The following is a 952-nucleotide window of genomic DNA, read 5'->3' as shown; positions in this document are numbered from 1 at the left end:
GGCATCATCTGCTTAAGGATGGCCTCCTTGCGTTCTGCTGGATAACGATTCACTGCATGTCTTTACTCCGCCCCAATACGGTTGATGTGAATTAATTGACGCGACATCTATCCTGACATAGGGGGATGTCCCTTTTCAGTGGTTTTTTGCTTATAACGAATCCGCAAAGATATTTCTATGTTGCCGTCAATTGCGTCTGCAAGTTTCAACCCTTTAAGTTTATCTTCACCGAGAAAATCTCTTAGTAGAGTTATACCTTTACCACCAAAATCTAACAATGTGGTCTTTTGAGACGTTGTCTCTTTCATTGCCGTCACATGATCAATGTCAACTAATGGCGTACCAATAACCAAATCTTTCACATGAGAAGCACGAATTTTTTCTTTCGTTGCCTCTAATATAAAATCAGTTAGTCCAACACTATTTTCAGTATCAATTAACCCCGCAGTACGTAGTAACCAATTTAAATGCCGTTCAAGGTGTTTAGTTCCTAATGCAGAAGATTGAATAACTACAACGTGGTTACCAAAAAAAGCAAAGTAACAAACCCCTTCTAAAAATTCTCGACGTTTTTTATCTTCAGCTTCTGGAGGTGCGACCTGCTCTACAAGTAACATTTCTGCGTCATCGTCATCAGCAATTGTGAGTTGATGAGTACCCTTCTCATATGAGGCGAATATGCCGAACAGCATATTTTGATTAGCCCTATGGTAAATAATAGAGCGAATATTTGTGTCGTCTTCACCTAAAATTTCTTTTCGCTGACCAACTGTAGAGAGTTTCTTTAACGCCGCAGAAACGGTACTTTGAAGTGTTATTTTATCTTTATTTCGCGAGTTCAACTATGAAGTGCAACTGAAGATAAATGGTTAAAGGTGGGAAGATGCAGTAGCATCCGGCCTTCCAGACCTCCAAGTCAAAGTTGCCCGAAATGACATACACACATCTTACC

General features: G+C 39.9%; 1 protein-coding gene. It reads right to left on the bottom strand.

Annotation, left to right across the window (positions count from 1 at the left end; genetic code table 11):
• Positions 1 to 107: 107 nt before the first annotated feature.
• Positions 108 to 842, bottom strand: coding sequence for a hypothetical protein (locus tag ACO0K1_RS20200; RefSeq protein ID WP_423028998.1), 735 nt, complete (start codon positions 840 to 842; stop codon positions 108 to 110).
• Positions 843 to 952 lie beyond the last annotated feature (110 nt).

It is taken from the genome of Undibacterium sp. SXout20W, from assembly GCF_049340285.1.
In the GTDB taxonomy this organism is placed as follows: Bacteria; Pseudomonadota; Gammaproteobacteria; order Burkholderiales; family Burkholderiaceae_D; genus Undibacterium.
Note: the sequence above shows the minus strand (reverse complement) of the source record. Positions and strands in the feature narration are given on the sequence as shown.